At 36.8% G+C, this 13,526-nt stretch carries 13 protein-coding genes; 2 read left to right on the plus strand and 11 right to left on the minus strand.

The genetic code is table 11. The annotated features are described in order from the left end of the window. Positions 1–15: 15 nt before the first annotated feature. Genes mce through BW942_RS01655 form a run of 4 tightly spaced genes read right to left on the minus strand, consistent with a single transcriptional unit; the run spans position 16 to position 3,796 of the window. Entirely contained in the window at positions 16–765 is a 750-nt protein-coding gene (mce, locus tag BW942_RS01640; RefSeq protein ID WP_001087254.1) for a mammalian cell entry protein Mce, read from the minus strand. A 29-nt stretch (positions 766–794) separates the two neighbouring features. Next, positions 795–1,562: an ABC transporter ATP-binding protein gene (locus BW942_RS01645; protein ID WP_000433117.1), complete on the minus strand. Its 768-nt coding sequence runs from the start codon at positions 1,560–1,562 to the stop codon at positions 795–797. A 3-nt stretch (positions 1,563–1,565) separates the two neighbouring features. Then, the gene (locus tag BW942_RS01650) at positions 1,566–2,345 is read right to left on the minus strand and encodes an MlaE family ABC transporter permease (protein ID WP_000147518.1); all 780 of its coding nucleotides are present in this window, start codon (positions 2,343–2,345) and stop codon (positions 1,566–1,568) included. Continuing rightward, positions 2,342–3,796, minus strand: coding sequence for a hypothetical protein (locus BW942_RS01655; RefSeq protein WP_000489983.1), 1,455 nt, complete (start codon positions 3,794–3,796; stop codon positions 2,342–2,344). Before BW942_RS01655 ends, BW942_RS01650 begins: the two co-directional genes overlap by 4 nt. Between BW942_RS01655 and BW942_RS01660 the strand changes: the two genes are divergently transcribed. Beyond that, entirely contained in the window at positions 3,752–4,807 is a 1,056-nt protein-coding gene (locus tag BW942_RS01660; protein ID WP_001062346.1) for a D-alanine--D-alanine ligase, read from the plus strand. The two genes, BW942_RS01655 and BW942_RS01660, sit on opposite strands and share 45 nt — an antisense overlap. 4 nt (positions 4,808–4,811) lie before the next feature. Here the strand turns inward: BW942_RS01660 and metW are convergent, their stop codons facing one another. The 3 genes from metW to BW942_RS01675 form a co-directional block, all read right to left on the minus strand. Next, complete coding sequence (gene metW / locus BW942_RS01665; RefSeq protein ID WP_000188047.1) at positions 4,812–5,429, minus strand: methionine biosynthesis protein MetW; 618 nt, start codon at positions 5,427–5,429, stop codon at positions 4,812–4,814. 3 nt (positions 5,430–5,432) lie between these two features. Further along, complete coding sequence (gene metX, locus BW942_RS01670; RefSeq protein WP_001005981.1) at positions 5,433–6,533, minus strand: homoserine O-acetyltransferase MetX; 1,101 nt, start codon at positions 6,531–6,533, stop codon at positions 5,433–5,435. 258 nt (positions 6,534–6,791) lie between these two features. Continuing rightward, positions 6,792–8,096 carry an O-acetylhomoserine aminocarboxypropyltransferase/cysteine synthase family protein gene (locus BW942_RS01675; RefSeq protein ID WP_001137844.1) on the minus strand — a complete coding sequence of 435 codons (1,305 nt, stop codon included), beginning with the start codon at positions 8,094–8,096 and terminating at the stop codon, positions 6,792–6,794. 299 nt (positions 8,097–8,395) lie between these two features. On the opposite strand from BW942_RS01675, the gene impL63 reads away from it, so the two are divergent. Continuing rightward, positions 8,396–10,039, plus strand: a complete 1,644-nt coding sequence (impL63, locus tag BW942_RS01680) for a cytoplasmic membrane protein ImpL63 (protein WP_000166979.1) — start codon at positions 8,396–8,398, stop codon at positions 10,037–10,039. Here impL63 and BW942_RS01685 read toward each other — a convergent pair. The 4 genes from BW942_RS01685 to BW942_RS01700 all read right to left on the minus strand — a co-directional run bounded on the left by BW942_RS01685 (position 10,036) and on the right by BW942_RS01700 (position 13,513). Next, positions 10,036–10,809: a 16S rRNA (uracil(1498)-N(3))-methyltransferase gene (locus BW942_RS01685; protein ID WP_001050392.1), complete on the minus strand. Its 774-nt coding sequence runs from the start codon at positions 10,807–10,809 to the stop codon at positions 10,036–10,038. The genes impL63 and BW942_RS01685 overlap by 4 nt on opposite strands. Positions 10,810–10,821: 12 nt before the next feature. Further along, a complete protein-coding gene (locus BW942_RS01690) occupies positions 10,822–11,208 on the minus strand; it encodes a hypothetical protein (RefSeq protein WP_000517492.1) in 387 nt (128 codons plus the stop codon). A gap of 60 nt (positions 11,209–11,268) precedes the next feature. Next, positions 11,269–12,099: a flagellar-coiling protein FcpB gene (gene fcpB / locus BW942_RS01695; protein ID WP_000775825.1), complete on the minus strand. Its 831-nt coding sequence runs from the start codon at positions 12,097–12,099 to the stop codon at positions 11,269–11,271. Between the two features lie 127 nt (positions 12,100–12,226). Beyond that, complete coding sequence (locus tag BW942_RS01700) at positions 12,227–13,513, minus strand: AAA family ATPase (protein ID WP_000098174.1); 1,287 nt, start codon at positions 13,511–13,513, stop codon at positions 12,227–12,229. Positions 13,514–13,526: the final 13 nt, after the last annotated feature.

Genomic DNA, 13,526 nt, shown 5'->3' on the forward strand with positions numbered 1-13,526 from the left:
ACAGATCTTATAATATTAAAAAGCACTTAAGGCAGCCCGTATAAAGCTTGTCACAGGAGTTTGTTCTCTTGTATCTTCTAATCCTTCTCTAAGCTCTCTTAGTACAATTTGAGCGTCTGTCAAAACTGTGTTTACATTTTTATGAACATCGTCGTTGTTAATCAATCTTCCTAAACTTCCGTCTCCGGTATTGATTTTAGTGGTAATATCTGCGATATTAGAGAATGTTTTTCGAATATCCCCTCTGTTTTCTGAAATCAGTTCCGATAAACTTACCAAAGGATCTTGTAATACACGACCTTTCAGAGAACCAGTTGTTTTATAGTCTATCATAGTAATTGGAGTTGTTCTCGTTTTGAGCTGTTTGGGTTCCAGATCTGCAGTGCCTGGATCGATTGCGATTACACGTCCGGTCAAAAGACTTTCATTTTTAATGATAATATCGTAGTTGTCATAGAGACTGATTTTTTCTCTTAGTAACATCGTAATTTCTACTCTGGTTCCAATTCCCATTTCTCCAGACTGAACCTCGGTTCCATTCTCATCGATTTGAATTAGTCTGATTGCAGAAACGTAACCAAAAGGCACCCCTTGAACGGTTACCTTATTTCCTACTTTGATTCCTTCCGCGTTTCTAAAGGTGACCTTCATAAATTCTCCCTTTTTTTTGATGGGTCCGCCTTCCGTAATAATTGTAAAATAACCTACTACGGTAATCGCAGCTGTAAAAATGATACCTACAAGTAAATAACGTAACGAATTCATATTCAATTCTCCTTATATATTAAGCAGTTTTACGATTTGGTTTCGAGGATCATAGGTCCTGTAGTTTTTCCGTGAATAAATTGTTGGATCAATTCATTGTTTGAATTTTGAATTTCTTCAGGGGTTCCAGTAAATACAATTTGCCCTTTGTAAACAAAGCTGATTCGATCTGCGATCATGTAAGCGCTAGACATATCGTGTGTAACTACAACTTGTGCGGCCCCGGTTTCTTTTTGAATTTTTAATACAAGTTCATTAATCACGTTAGACATCACAGGGTCCAAACCGGAAGTAGGTTCATCATAAAGTATGATTTCCGGATTGGTAGTAATTGCTCTTGCGATTCCTGCTCTTTTTTTCATACCACCGGATATATCGTTCGGAAAATTATCTTTTGCGATCACCATATCTACTAATTTTAGTTTTTCCATTACGATCTTTTGGATTTTTTCTTCCGAAGCCAATTTATGTTCTCTTAAAGGAAGTGCTACGTTATCAAAGACTGTCAGCCAGTTGATCAGAGCTCCCGACTGAAATAAAACTCCCATTCTTGCACGTAGTTTCTTTTTTACTTTAGAGTCTACTCTGGAAATACTTTCTCCAAATATAAAACAATCTCCTGCGTCCGGTTCTAAAAGCCCGGTAATATGTTTGAGAGTGACCGATTTTCCAGTTCCGGATGGACCTAAAATTACTAAGGTTTCTCCTTTTTTTACATGAAGATCCATTCCCGCTAAAATCTTTCTTTTGCCGAAAGTTTTATGTACGTTTTTAAGTTCGATTGCAAACGGTTCCATGGTTTAATCTCTATAGAATAATGCAGTAATCATATAACCTGTAAAGATCACCATCAAAAATGAAGCAACTACAGATTCTCTTGTGGCTCGACCGACTCCAATTGCTCCTCCGGATGTTCTAAGTCCGTGCGAACAAGAAATCGCAGATACGATGATTCCAAATATAAAACCTTTTAGAATTCCTACATATAAATCTTTTAAGCCCGGAATCGAAGCGATTCTATCAAACACGTCTCTAAAATAAGTAAAATAGTCGATTCCAAGTTGAAAATAACCTACGATCGCTCCTCCTAAAATTCCAAGAGCAGTAGAATAAACGCATAACACAGGTACCATGACCGAAAATCCTAAAATCCTAGGAAAGATCAAATAACGCACCGGATCGATGGACATCACTTCGAGTGCGTCCACTTCTTCGGAAACTTTCATCGTTCCAATTTCCGCGGCCATGGCGGAACCGATCGAAGCAGCAAGAATCAACGCGGTCATAAAAGGAGACATTTCTCTGGTCAAAGTAATTGTCATCAAAAGACCGATTTGACCTTCTGCGCCGAAGTCTTTGAGTCCCAGTCCGGTGTTAAGCGACATGATCATTCCAGTAAAAACGGCGACTATCGAAACCACAGAGATACTTCCGACTCCTGTAATATACATCTGATCTAAAATTTCCTTTCTTTTGAAAAAACTATAAGGAAGGTTTAGAATACTCTCATATACTAAAAGAATTGTAAAACCACTAGCGTAGAAAAATTCGGTAAGTTTTTCTTTGATAGGTCCTGTCATATCTTGATAAACCAGAGTATTTGAAGATTCCGGTTGGTTTCGATTCTTTCATAGCCGATAAGACCGTAAAGGAATTTCCAGGAAGTTTTTTCGGGAGTAATCGAAAGTTCTAGAACAAAAGGAATACTTGCATGAAACTCCGTTTCAGTCCATCTTTGAGAATAAGCCCTCATCAAAACTGAAAATCTTTTTTCTCCGTTGGAAAGTTTTTGATATTCCACTAGGGACCAAAGAGGGTCCCAGATTCTATCTATTACCTCCGATTTAACCGGGAATAAGGATAATACATTCCAAACTAAATTTCCTTCTCTGTCTTTTTGATATTTAAAAATCGGCCAGAGTTTCAAATAACTTTCGTCCCGTTCCCATTGAACGTATTTTCTTTTAGAATAAAAATAAAATGGAATTAGAAATGTATCATCTGATTGGATATGATACGTGTCCGTCTGTAAGTGAAAGTAAAAAGGGGTGATAAATGTAGTTTGTTTAGATGCAAATCTATAATGTCCAAAAAAAGGAAATAATATAAATTTATGATAGTCTTCGTCCTGATTGGTTCCGTATTGAAACAAGAAAAATAATGCATTATAGTCTTGTTCTCCTGTTCGTTTATCATATCCGTAACCGAATAGAGAACCTAAAAGTGGAAGGATTAAAAATCCTCTGGACTTCATATTTCCGGTTTCTGAATCTTTGAATCCAAAAAATGGAAAAAAAAGTTTATAATGAACCGGCTCTTTTTTATCCTGAAATGTACTTCCCCATTGAAAAAAGGGCCACAAGATAGAATAACGTTCATACTTACCTCGATGAACTTTTTTAGAATACAAAGGGAAAATTCTAAATTCTTCTCTGGTTTCGGAAGAAGCATATAAAAAGAAGGGCCAAAGAATCGAGGTAGCTTCGTAGTCTTTGTATTTCCAATTTGTATAAATAGGAAAAAGAAAAAAGCTCAGTTCTGAATAACCGATTTTGTTTCTTAATTTTCCAGCTAAAGGAAAAAAGCCGAAGTATTTTTCTCTAGCCGTATCTCCCCAACCCCAAAATAAAAGAGGGGTTAAAACGTCTGAATCTTCTCCTACGTCTTCGTGTAACGCGGAAGTTCCAGTAAAAAAAAACAGGAAAGTCCAAACCTTCCAGTATTTTGTTTCTTCACTATAATAGATCGGATAAAGAACCGTTTGAAACCGATATGCAGACTTTTCTTCTCTATAACTGGAGTAAAACGGACGAAAGATCAATTCTGATTCTCCGGCTCTGATTTCTTTTTGATACAAAAACCAGAATTGATCATACTCCGATTTGAATTCTCCCACAGGTTTAGAAGGATATTCTGAAAATATGTTTTCAGAGTAGAAAAGTATAATTACGATGCAAAAGATTCTATAGAAATCGGAGAATTTTTTTTGGCAAAGATTGCAGTCTTTTTTGGTGGTAGTTCTACGGAACACAGTATTTCGATTCTAACCGGATGTTTTATTTGTAAGACATTGCATACAATGGGACATTCGGTCAAACCCATTCTTTTAACCAAGGATGGGGGTTGGGTCGTCCCTTCTGAATATCGGATGTCGATTCCGTTTGAAGTGTCTAATTCTCCAGATTTATTTCAGGAAGAATTTCAAAAAAGATACGGAGTGTCCAGAACGAATCAAATTTTTTCTTTGGATGCGGATATCGCTTTTTTAGGTCTTCACGGAGGCCAGGGAGAAGACGGAACGATCCAAGGGTTTTTAGAAATTTTAGGAATTCCTTATACTGGTTCTGGAGTTCTTGCTTCTGCGATTGCAATGGATAAAACCAGAGCCAATCAGATATTTTTACAATCCGGTCAGAAGGTTGCACCTTTTTTCGAAATTGATAAATTAGAATATCTAAATTCTACCGATGCAGTGATTACAAAATTAGAAACCCTAGGTTTTCCACAATTTTTAAAACCAGTGGAAGGTGGTTCGAGCGTCTCTGTTTATAAAATAACAAATAGGGAACAGCTGAAAGAAAAACTTGCTTTAATTTTTGAATCCGATTCTAAAGTGATGAGTCAGTCTTTTTTGACTGGCATTGAGGTTTCTTGTGGGGTTTTAGAAAGATACAGAGACGGAAAATTCAAAAAGATTGCGTTACCCGCAACTGAAATCGTTCCTGGGGGAGAATTTTTTGACTTCGAATCTAAATACAAACAAGGAGGTTCTCATGAAATCACACCTGCTAGAATTTCGGAACAAGAAATGAAACGTGTTCAAGAACTTGCTATAGCTGCACATAGATCTTTAGGATGTAGCGGATATTCTAGAACCGATTTTATTATCGTAAACGGAGAACCTCATATTTTAGAGACTAACACGTTGCCTGGAATGACGGAAACGAGTCTAATTCCTCAACAAGCCAAAGCGGCTGGAATTTCTATGGAAGAAGTTTTTTCCGATCTAATAGAAATAGGACTAAAACGTTCTCTTTATTAGAAAATTAGGATATTACGAAAAGCGCAAGCTTAGAAAAGAAGTTGGGGCGAAAGCGAACCTGGGATAAATCTCTGAAGTAAGCCCTGTCTTCGATCTTAAATTTTTGGATTTCGCAAAATTCTATAAAATCCAAAACCGAAAGAAAATGAAGGTTAGGAGTATTGAACCAGCGATAGGGAAGCAAATCTGTTACAGGTGTTTTACCCGTGGTCAAAATTTTCCAACGAACGTTCCAGTGTCCGAAGTTTGGAAATGCTACGATTACTTTTTTACCGATCCGCAACGATTCTTTTAAAATTTCTCCTGGATTTCTAGTTTCTTGAATCGTTTGGTTGAGAATTACGTAATCAAAACGTTTGTCTTGATGATGTTCCAAACCTTCGTCGATATCTCCGTGATGAACATAAACTCCTCGTTGGATACATTCTACGATACAATCTTCATCTTTTTCGATTCCCTGTCCTCGGATTCCTTTTTCTTTTAAAAGATAGAGTAATGTTCCGTTTCCGCATCCTAAATCTAAAACTCTCGAACCAGAAGGAATCAAGTTGAGAATGTAGGCGAAGTCCGGTCTTTCTTTCAAAGCCAAATCGATGGATGTTTTTTTTTCAAGAGGAGTCATGAATTAATTTGGGTTTTCTAAAAATCCTTTTAGAATTTCAATTTGTTTTGGATTTTTTAAAAGAAAAGAATCGTGACCTTCACCGGACTGAAGTTCTACGTAGAACACTCGTTTGTCGGCGGCTTCTAAAGACTTTACAATTTCTCTGGACTGAGCAGGAGGGTATAACCAATCGGAACTATAAGATACTACTAAAAATCTACAAGTTGCATTAGAAAGAGCAGCGGTCAATTCTTTCCCTTTTCCAAGGCTGTAATGATCCAAGGCTTTTGTAACGTAGATATAAGAGTTTGCGTCGAAACGATCCACAAAACTTTCTCCTTGATAGATTAGATAACTTCCAACAGCAAAATCGGTGGAAAGTATGTTTCCTCTAGGAGGGTTTCTGCCGAATTTTTCCCGCATCTTATCGTCCGAAAGATAAGTGATATGTCCTACCATTCTGGCAAGTGCCAAACCTTTACGAGGTGAATTTTCATCATAGAGACCATTTTTCCAATTTGGATCAGATAAGATTGCTTGTCTTCCTACTTCGTTAAAAGCTATCTGCATTGCAGAATGTTCTGCAGTAGAAGCCATTACGATACAATTGGAAAGTGAATTGGGATAAGCAATACTCCATTCTAAGGCTTGCATTCCGCCCATAGAACCGCCAGCGACACAGAAAAGTTTTTCAATTCCTAAAGATTCAACTAAAAGTTTTTGTGCTTTCACCATGTCTTGAATGGAAACAAAAGGAAAACGAGAACCATAGGGAGTAGAGGTTTCTGGATGAATCGAAAGGGGACCAGAAGAACCTTTACAACCTCCGATTACATTGGAGCAGATAATAAAATATTGATTGGTATCAAAGGATTTTCCGGGTCCGATATAATCGTCCCACCAACCCGGTTTTTTATCTGACCCAGAGTGATAACCTGCCGCGTGAGCGTCTCCAGACAAAGCGTGACAGATTAAGATAGCGTTATTTTTAGAAGAAGAAAGGGTACCATAAGTTTCGTAGGCAATTACAACCGGAGATAAAACAGATCCGTTGTTCAAAATGAGTTCTTTGAATTCTGCGTATTTCGTTTCAATGATTCCGATAGATCCAGTTTCATTCATAAAATTTGGTGATAACCTTTTTTCTAAAAAAATTTTGTCGTTAAAACTTCAAAAGAAACCGGCTTTCAAACATATAATAAAGTGTATTCGTTTTCACAGATTAAATTTCATTTGAGCAGTATTATAGTTTTTGGACGATCCAGTTCGCGATTAAACTCCATTTGAGTTGTCGCTCTACTGTTGAATACTTACTTTCTATAGATAAATCAAAGGAACTTAACTCCTTTGAAATACAAAAAAATCAAAACCTCTTTACTATCAAACTTTCTTCAGAGCTTCCTCTAAATCGAATAAAATATCTTCTATATTTTCCAAACCGACGGAAAGACGAACAAAGTCAGGAGTAACTCCAGCTGAAAGTTGTTCTTCCGGAGTTAACTGCTGGTGAGTCGTAGACGCTGGATGGATCACCAAAGATTTTGCATCTCCTACGTTTGCCAAAAGGGAAAATAATTCTAACCCGTCTATGAATTTCTTTGCTTCTACAGCTCCACCTTTAATCCCAAAACCTAGAATGGCACCGTAAAGATCTTTTTTATGATATTTCTTTGCAAGAGAATAGTTCTTATCCATTTTTAAACCTGGGTAGTTTACCCAAGAAACTTTAGTATGTTTGGTAAGATATTCTGCGACTGCAAGAGCGTTTTCGGAATGTTTACGCATTCTAAGAGGAAGAGTTTCCACACCTTGTAGAATTTGCCAGGCGTTAAAAGGAGAAATAGAGGCACCCATATCACGAAGTCCTTGTACTTTTGCTTTGATGATGTAAGCGATATTTACTCCGCCGAACGGTTCGAACTTACCAAAAACTTCCCAGAACTTTAAACCGTGATAACTTGGGTCTGGCTCTGTAAAATTTTTAAACTTTCCGTTTCCCCAATTAAACTTACCGGAATCGACTATAATACCTCCGATTGAAGTTCCGTGCCCTCCTAAAAATTTAGTTAGAGAATGAACTACAATATCTGCACCGTGTTCGATCGGATTGACTAAATAGGGAGAGGGTAAGGTATTGTCTATTATCAAAGGGACTTCCGAATCGTGTGCAACTTTTGCAATCGCTTCCAGATTCAAAGTATCTAATTTAGGATTTCCTAATGTTTCTGCGTAAAATGCTCTGGTTTTATCATTGACTGCTTTGCGAAAATTTTCAGGATCCGAGGGATCTACAAAATGTACCTTAATTCCTAATTTAGGAAACGTATAATGAAGGAGGTTATAAGTTCCGCCGTAAAGGGAAGAAGAGGCCACAATTTCTTGACCAGCTTCTACTATGTTTAGTAATGCGAGAGTTTCCGCCGCTTGACCGGAAGCAGTAGCAAGCGCTGCAACTCCGCCTTCTAAAGCGGCGATTCTTTGTTCAAGAACGTCTGTGGTAGGATTCATAATCCTTGTATAGATATTTCCGAATTCCTGTAGGCCAAAAAGTTTAGCGGCGTGTTCAGTGTTTTTAAACACATAAGATGTAGTTTGATAAATTGGAACTGCCCTAGATAAAGTAGAAGGGTCTGGAGATTGACCTCCGTGCAGCGCAATTGTTTCTGGCTTATAATTTCTAGGCATTTTGGTTTTAATTCTCCTTTTTCGTATTCTGAGAATTTTTGCCCAGAAGTCAAACTAAAATCCGTTATATTGAAATTGAATTCTGTTTATACGAATGAGATTTAAAAAAATTTCCTTTGCAATTCTAGTCCTTTTTGATTCTATTTAACACCTAAGACTGTAAAGTCGCTGAATGGATTGAAATGGGCTGAATTTTTAGAAATTGATCTTCATTTCTTTCCGAAAATTAAGTAAGACTTTATTTGTAAGGAGAGTGTAGCGGGATTTTCTAAGGAATTTTCGGTTTAAATCAATCTGACATGACCAAACGTTCTAAATATCTTTTCGTATTTTTATTTCTTTTCTTTGGAATCCAAACTGGAATTCAAGCGCAACTTTGGATTCCACCGGGTAGACAGTATATGCATCCCACAGAGCCGTTTACTTATGATCTTGGGATCAATAAATATCAGAAAGATTATTATCTCTATGTAGCACCTACCGTCAATTTGAACTTCGGAGGTGATTTTGGAGCTTCGTTGACTTTACCTTTAAATTTTTTGATCTACGATACGGAACCAAAACAAGAAAATTCTAAGATAGGGAAACTTAGGTCTTTCGATTACAATGAAAAAAGCGATTATCTTAGATTGATCAATAATATTTGGTTTGGTCAGTATGGAAAATACACTCCCGGAGAAATTACATATTCTGCATATTTAGGAAAACTATTCGATGGTTATATAGGTCACGGAACGATCGTAAATCGATACGTAAACAATCAACGTTTAGATGTGTATAACGTAGGTCTTCAAGCTGATATAAACAGTGATTTTGGAGGGGTACAGGTATTTTCCAATTCAATTTATACAAGAGAAGTCAGTTCAGCAAGGGTTTATATCCGACCCTTTGCCGTTGGATATAAACTTTTTGATATTGTTACCGGCAGGTCCAAATTTTTGACGATGATGACAATTGCACAAGGAAACGTAGCCGATGAAGCCGGGAGAAGAAAAGTTTATGAGGAAGTAGGGGCGGAAGAAAAGGAATCTTATCGTGCTTTGATTGAAGATCAGAAGACACAGCAAAAAAAAGAAGAAATGATTCCTGCGGATAAAAAACCGGAAAAACCTCAAAATTTGAAAGAGATATTTAATCAAGATAATTGGGTCAACCGGTTTGCAATTGGTTATACAACCGCGTTTGATACTAAAGCTCCTTCGGAACTTAAGTTTGATACTACAGGAAAGCTAAAAGTAGATGAGAATGATAATCCACTCGTCAAGTCTACGGAAAGACTTTCGATTACTGGTTTCGATTTTGAATACAAATTACTTAGTGCGAAATATATAGAGCTGACTCCTTACTATGACATAAATAAAATCAGACAGATAGAAAACGCAAAAGGTACACATTATGGAGCAATACTTAGATTGGGTGGAAAGGACATTTATGTACAAATAAAACCTGAATATAGAAATATGACAGCAACATATATTCCTATGTATTTTGATAGTTTTTACGAATTAGAAAGATTTCAGAGTAATTTACAAAGTCATATTCCACAGACCAAATTAGAAGCCGCAAAATTAGCTGATCCAGATGGACCTAAGGTAAAGGGACATTTTACAACTGTATTATTCAATTTTTATAGATTTGCGATCGAATCAAACTATGAAAACTATGCCGGACCGAATAACTCCAGAGTGTTTCTAGGAGTTTATATTCCGATTGGAAGTATGTTCCTCATTAATGGGTATTATATGAAAAAAGCTTTTGATCAAAATAAAGAAGCTTTTAAATTAGATGATCGATCTCAAGGGGCTTTGGAATTGGCTATCAATTTAGGTCTTATAACAATCAGACTTCAGAATATACGTAAATGGGTTTATGACACGGCTTCCAGTCAATACGAAGCTCAAGACGAACAGAAAATATTATTTTCCGGTGGTTTATCTTTTTAGAAAATTGTTTTTTCTTCAAGTCTTGCAAGTAAAAACGCAAAAGCTGTTTCGGTGCGAAGTATTCGATCGGAGAGATTTAGTTTTTTAAAACCAAAACGTTTCCAAAAGTAGATTTCATTTGGAATAAATCCACTCTCTGGACCGATCACGGCTAAGACGCGAGGTGTTTTAGAATACATTCCAAAATTTGAATCTATTTTTTTTTCTTTAAATACCTGAGTAAATGTAAAACCTTTTCGATCTAAAATAAAACGAAATGTAAAATCTAATTCTTTTAATTTTTTTATAAGAATATTTTCGATTTGATTTTGAAAGTCGAAACAAACTTTAGGAAGAAATATATTTTTTCCTTGTTCCATACCTTCTAAAAGTTCGGATTCAATTTCGTTTTGGTTCCAAATAGGAGAGGTTAGATAATCTTTTCTAGAATTTTTACTGATAAAAAAATGGATTGATGTAACTCCCCAAGTTCCTGCTAACTGAAGGATTTTTCGAATCGTAGGGGGCCGATTGATTGCCATTAGAATATGGACTTCTGGAAAACGAGGTCGTGGAACTAAGATTGGTTTGTAGATTCCTACGATTTGATTCTTATTTATTTTTTCAAGAAAGAATTGTCCTAGATCTGTATCTATCAGTCCCGCTTTTAAACGATCACCTTCTCGTTTATTCAAAATATTGCATATATGATTGATTTTTTTAGGGTCTTGAATGGAAAATCGACTCGATTTTTCAATTCTCCATTCTTTTTTACAAATGAGTAGATTCAAAAGTAAGTCGTATTAAATTTCAAACTTGGGAATAGGTTGTTCTTCCGGTTGAATTTCTTGAGGTTGAGTTTCCGGGGGATCTGGGAACGGATTTGAATTTTGCAAATCCTCAAACGGAGAAAAAAAACAAGTGCGAACGATTCCAATCGCTAAAAGTAATAATAAAAAATTTCTGGCAAGTTTTTTGCCTGGGGTTTGATAAAGTAGATGCGGATTTTTGAATCTAGATTTGAAATTCAAAAGTGTTCGTTTTAAATTTTCCAAAAATAAATGAATGGAACTCTTGAGATAGGGATTGTCTTCTTTAGAATCCTCTTCAAGATTCTGCAAACGAGCTATTTCTGGATCAAATAAAAAAGATTCATAACACCGCGGACACCGAACGGTCAGTTTTCCCAAATCGAGTGGGATTCTGAGTTCCGTCCGGCATCGTGGACAAGGGAGAATGGTTCGCACTTTTTAGTAGCGGAGGGAATCCTTTAAGGCGTCCACGTTCTCTTTGTAGTTTTCGTTTCCTAACTGGTCGTTGTAATCGAAAATTTTGGTAAAGAGTCTGTCAAACTGATCCAGGTGTTTGATATAGAATTCTTTTTTGAAAGAGTTCCGAATCGGATGAGTCTTTGTATTTTCTACACCTGCGAGGATGTATTTACCAACACCTTTTTCGGCTGGAGTTTCAGGACGACCGTATTCTGGATAATTGTCTTTTTGAAAGAATACTTCCACCTTATCGTTGTGAGACGGTTGAGTGTTTGGTCCTCTGTCCATCACTTCGGATATGATTTTATCTTCCAATACCATGTTATTCTTATAGATCTTGGATTTTAGTTTATTGATATTTCTAGGAGGTTCGGTTCTCGGTTCAGGATCGTTGCTATTTTGACCTTCAAAGTAGATCTCCATATATTTCGCAAGAGCTCCTTGAACGTTTTTGTTCAAACCTCTTTCTTCGTCTCGAATAAAGTCGTAGACTTCGACACGAATGCAATTATTTGCTGGATCTTCTTGGTTGATCGCAGGTGTACATTCGTCGTTGTTTGCTTTTCCCTTAAACAAAACCGTTCTGAAAGGAAGAACTCTGACTTTCATTTTCATAAGAACCGTATGACGCGTTAGTCTCTGGTTCAGTTCGAAAATCTTTTCGTCTAGCTTTCTCTCAGTTTCCAGAATAGATTGGCCTAACTGGGCACTGGATGGTTGTGATTTTTGATCGGATCCGGAATTTTGCTGAGAAAATACCGCGGTCGAAATTGCGATTAAAACTGCTAAAAATAGCTTTTGAAGTTTCATTCCCCTTGTCCTTAGTAAGCGGATATTTGAATCCTATAACACGGAGGTTATAAAATCCTATGTGTATTATCGGAATAATAGACTCCAGATTGAATGAGCAGATCATTTTTTATTCAAAAATCCCAGATTATTTCTCAGATTTGGAGGTATTTTCCAAATACAGCTCATAGGGTGGCGGGACGGGTTTCAATCCTTTTTCGATTAGATAAGAAGCCCATTTTCTTTCTATTAAATCGCAAAAATCTCGAATTGTTCTTCCAGAATGTCCAATCAAACCTTCTGAAATCCGCATTCTTTCGGTTTTGGAAAGATGGATCGCATAGGTCTCTAAAATTTTGGATCTTTCCTCTAGATCGGGTAAAGGGAAATAAATGGTTCGGTCAAATCTGGAAAGAAGTGCGTGATCTAGATCTTGTTTTCGATTTGTAGCTCCAATTGTAACTGAATTTCTCTGGCTAGTAAAACCGTCTATCTTACGTAGAAGAACTGAAAGAATTTTTCTAGTAGCCTCGAACATACCTTCTTCTCTGTTTCCGGCCAGGGAATCAATTTCATCTAAAAAAATAAGACAGCCCGGAAAAAGAGCCGCCGCATCGAATACATAGGCCATATTTTGAGCGCTTTCTCCGTAGTATTTACTCATAATTGATTCTACGGGGACGTAAATGAGGGGAAGTCCGGTCATACAAGAAACTACCCGAGCCATTGTAGTTTTTCCGACGCCTGGATCTCCTTCAAAAAGAACGGCCCGAGGTCTTATATCGCTTGGAAATTTTCGGGTCAATTTAGAAAGTTCGGTGAGAATTTCCGGGTTTTTTAAGGGAAGAATGATCGATTCTAGGATTTGTTGTTTGACCCCTTCATATCCTGCTATTTGGTCAAAGGAAATGGATTTTCCGTTTTTTTCTGCGTTTTCTGGATGAAAAACTTCTACTCCTAAAGAAGCCAAAAGTTCTTCTGGTTTTGCGGTTTCGATACTTTTTTCCGATTTTAAAAATTGGAAAAGACCTAGTATGGCAAATAATTCTTCTCTTGTAAAATCTCCTTTTTTAGTGATTTCGACTCGATTTTTAGTTCTTCCGGAATAGAATCGAAATCGAATCGTGTCCAAAAGGTTTTTTGTTTCGAACAGATTTTCATTCAATGCTTGAATACAATAATAACCTGGTTCGAAGGTATGGATTCTTAAATTTTCAATATGGTTTTTAAGAATCTGAAAACAGTCTAGTAGGGCCGCCTTGGAGATGGAAGTGACAGTAAATTCGATCTTAAGATCTTTTTTTTCAGAAGTAATTACTGGAAGGTCTACGTTGGAAAAACCGAGTGCGCTCAATTCTCCATGAAGAAAACTTTTTGTTTTTGTAAAATCTACTTCGGAAAAGGTTGTTTCTTTAGAAGTGGAGGGGGAACTCAAAGTGGAAAGTACC

It is taken from the genome of Leptospira interrogans (genome assembly GCF_900156205.1).
Lineage (GTDB): Bacteria > Spirochaetota > Leptospiria > Leptospirales > Leptospiraceae > Leptospira > Leptospira interrogans.